At 68.6% G+C, this 3,952-nt stretch carries 3 protein-coding genes; all 3 read right to left on the reverse strand.

The features are described from left to right. Window positions 1-93, reverse strand: a 93-nt coding sequence (locus AB0B01_RS30555) for a roadblock/LC7 domain-containing protein (protein WP_033177623.1), incomplete at its 3' end; no start/stop codon positions are given. 10 nt (window positions 94-103) lie between these two features. Next, entirely contained in the window at window positions 104-3,280 is a 3,177-nt protein-coding gene (locus AB0B01_RS30560; RefSeq protein WP_361726159.1) for a nitrate- and nitrite sensing domain-containing protein, read from the reverse strand. A 333-nt stretch (window positions 3,281-3,613) separates the two neighbouring features. Then, on the reverse strand, window positions 3,614-3,952 hold a 339-nt coding region (locus AB0B01_RS30565; protein WP_361726162.1), incomplete at its 5' end, for an ATP/GTP-binding protein.

The following is a 3,952-nucleotide window of genomic DNA, read 5'->3' on the forward strand; positions in this document are numbered from 1 at the left end:
GTCGGCGGAGACCACCACCGTGTGGGACACCCCGGGGGTGTTGTCCACGAAGTTGGTGATCAACCAGTTCAGGTTCTGTGCCGCCTGGCTCATCGGGCTCACACTAACGCTCCTGGTCATAGCTGTTACTTGACTGCTCGGAACCCGCACTGCGTCCCTGCTGGACACCGCGCCGCAGGTTGCTCAACCTGCCGCGGACGTCCTCCGGGGCGCGGGAGACCTGGGGGCCGCCCTGCGGGGTCGTCTCCGCCGCGCCCTCGACCAGGTTGGCCTTGGGCACCCGCCGAGGGAGACCGGACGGGGTGACCCCGCCCGCCTTCGGCTCACGGAGCTTGGCGGCCTGCTGCCAGCGCTCGTCGTTGTTCGAACGCCAGCCGCTGCCTTCCTCGTCCCGCTCCGCGGCGGCGGGCTGCTGCTGTCGCTGCGGCCGCTGCTCGAAGAGGGATCCGGTGGACTCCGTTTCCCGCTGTGCCGACTGCCACTGCTGCTGGCCGCCGCGTCGCGGCAGGCCCGCTCCGGTCACTTCGTGGCCGGTGTCGGCAGCGGCGCCCGGACGGTCGAAGCCTACGCGGTCCGCGGCGGGTTCGGGAGCGGGGAGGGGTTCCGATTCGGTCCCGTATCCCTGCTGGTAGCCGTTGGAGTAGGAGTTCTGCTCCGGCCACTCGGCCTGCTGGGACTGGGACTTGTAGCCGCCCTGGTAAGCCTGGGCGTCCTGGCTGTCGTCCTGGTAACCGGCTTCCGCATAGCCGTAGTCCTGCTGCGGGTAGGCCTCGTAGCCCTGCTGGGCCGTGTGGGCCTGCTGGGAGTCGTACGCGGGCTCGTACCCCTGCTCGGACTGCTGCTCGTACTCCGGGTACTGCTGGTACCCGTGCTCCGGCTGCGGTTCCGCATACTCCTGCTCGGCGTACTCGCCCTGGTCCTGGCCGTAGCCGACCTGGGCCGCCAGCGCGGCCCGGCGCTCCTGCTGCCCCAGCGACCGGCTGACCGGGTCGAGGGGGGTTCCGTCGGCGTCCTGGTTGTCGTAGCGCGAGTCGTCGAAGCCGAGCTCGGCTGCCGTACGCATGGGGACGCTGTGCTGCGCATGCTGCTGCGGGATCATGGAAGAGACGGTGAAGTCGTCGTCCGGGATCCCCTCGCCACCACCACCGTGGGTGATGGCGTCGGGCAGCATGACCAGCGACGTGGTGCCCGCCGCCTCACCCGAGGGGCGCAGCTGGACGCGGATTCCGTGGCGGTCCGCCAGCCGGCCGACCACGAAGAGGCCCATGCGCTGGGAGATCGCGGCGTCCACGGTCGGCGGGTTGGCCAGCTTGTGGTTGATGTCCGCGAAGTCTTCGGCGGTCAGGCCGATGCCCTTGTCGTGGATCTCCACCATGACGCGCCCGTCGGGCAGACGTGTGGCGTTGACGCGGACCTTGGTCTGCGGGGAGGAGAACGTGGTGGCGTTCTCCAGGAGCTCGGCGAGCAGGTGCACGAGGTCGGTCACGGCTTGGCCGTGGATCTCGGCCTCCGAGACGCCCGAGAGTTCGATGCGCTCGTACTGCTCCACCTCGGAGGAGGCGGCGCGCAGGACGTCGACGAGGGGAACCGGCTGGTCCCAGCGGCGGCCCGGCTCCTCACCCGCGAGGATGAGGAGGTTCTCGCCGTTGCGGCGCATACGGGTGGCGAGGTGGTCCAGGCGGAAGAGGTTCTCCAGCTGGTCCGGGTCGGCCTCGTTGTTCTCCAGGTCGGTGATGAGGGTCAGCTGGCCCTCGATCAGCGACTGGTTGCGCATGGAGAGGTTGGTGAAGATCGCGTTGACGTTGCCCCGCAGGAGGGCCTGCTCGGCGGCGAGCCGGACCGCCTCGCGGTGGACCTGGTCGAAGGCCCGGGCGACCTCGCCGATCTCGTCCTGGGAGTTGATCGGGATCGGCGCCACACGGGTGTCGACCTTGCCGGGGTCGGTGCGCGAGAGCTGGTCGACGAGCATCGGCAGGCGCTGCTCGGCGACGTCGAACGCGGCGGTACGCAGGTGGCGCATCGCGCGGCTCATCTGGCGGGCCATCATGCCGGCCATGATGAAGGCGGCGAGCAGGGCCACGACCACGATGGCGCCGGTCCAGATGGCGTCGTTGCGGGCCTCGTCGGAGACGGCGACGGCGTCCTTGACGGCCTTGTCGAGGAGGTCCCTCTCGATCTCGGCGTAGCCCTCGAACTTGGCCGTGGCGCCGTACTGCCAGGCGGCAGGGGTGACGCCGATCGTGGCCAGCTTGGTGTTCTTCTCGCCGCCGGCTATCGCCTCGGTCATACCGGTGAGCGCGGAGCCGTTCACGATGGGCGGGGCCTTGAAGGGGGCGCCCGCCTGCTCGGCCTGGGTCTTGGCCTCGGCGAGCTTGGCGGCGCCCTCCTGGGACTTCTTGCCCATCACCTCTTTGAGGCGGTTGGTGTCCTCTTCGGTACCGGCCGAGACGTACTCGCCGACCGCGATCTCCTCAAGGTAGGCGTACGAGGAGAAGGCGACGAGCTGGGCCTTGCGGACCTCCTCGTCCGGGTTCGGCCGGACCAGCAGGTGGGTGCCGATGGCGCGCTGGAGCGAGTTGGCGGCCTTGGCCAGCTCGATCGCGTAGACCATGCGGCCGTAGCTGGTCACGTTGCCGGTGCCGAGGCCCAGCTCGTTCGAGAACTGCATGAGGTAGTGCTGGACGAGCAGGTAGCCGTCCTCGGTCGGGACCGGGCCCAGCTGGTTCGGCGGGTTCTTCTTCGCCGACTCGGGGGCCACGTAGGCCGACTTGCGGACCAGTTCGAGCTTCGGCTCCTCCTGGCGGAAGAGTTCGAGGCGCCGCTCCATGCCCTGGTTCTTCGGGACGTCCTTGACGGCCTGCCCGAACTTCAGCTGGGCGGCGTCGGTGGCCTTACGCGCCTTGGCGACGGCGTCGCTGCGGGTGTCGCCCTTCAGCAGCGGCTCGGCACTGAGGTCGCGCTCGTTGAGCAGGGCCTGGCCGTATTCGGCCGCCGCCTGGACGATGCGGGCCGTCTTCTCGGCGTCCTTGGCCTCGTTCCAGGTGTCGAGGGAGCCCTTCACCTGGAAGCCGCCCATGACCAGTCCGACGAGGACGGGCACGAGCAGGATGGCGTTCAGACGCGTCGGCACACGCCAGTTGCGGGGCGAGAACCTGCTGGTACTGCCACTCTTCGCCGGCGGGTCCGCGGGCGCGTCGACGGGCGACGCGGCCGCGCGCTGCGGCGGGGTGAAGTTGCCGCGCGCGGTTTCAACCGCGGGGCGTGAGTTGCTTCGCCTCACTCGACCAACAACCTTCCGGCGGTGCTACTAGCTAGTTAGTTGGATTCCAGCATGGTTAACGGCCCTGCTCCAAACACTTGAAATCGGCCATTCACAGAACCTTATGTCCCGCATAAAACGGACATAGAGAGCTACCCGGCGCAAAAATGGGCTCCGTTGTGAGCGCAGCGGCACCGGGCGACCGCACCCTGTGTCCGGCCGGCGGCAATTCTCTGTCGAAACGTTATGAACGAGAAGGGCGGGCCGTGTCGTAGGACACAGCCCGCCTTCACGTGACACGGACCGCCTTCACGAGCCTTCACGATCTTTCACGAAAGCCCCTCGGAAACACCGCTACTTCAACCGGGCCATCAGGGCATGCTCGACGAGTGTGATGAGGGCGCTCTTGGCGTCCGCGCGGTGGCGGGCGTCGGTGGTGATGATGGGGGCGTCCGGGCCGATCTGGAGGGCTTCGCGGACTTCTTCGGGGGTATACGGCTGGTGTCCGTCGAAGCCGTTGAGGGCGATGACGAAGGGGAGGCCGCTGTTTTCGAAGTAGTCGACGGCGGGGAAGCAGTCGGCGAGACGGCGGGTGTCGACGAGGACGACGGCGCCGATGGCGCCGCGGACGAGGTCGTCCCACATGAACCAGAAGCGGTCCTGTCCGGGGGTACCGAAGAGGTACAGGATCAG

This window comes from Streptomyces sp. NPDC044571, from assembly GCF_040647115.1.
GTDB lineage: Bacteria > Actinomycetota > Actinomycetes > Streptomycetales > Streptomycetaceae > Streptomyces.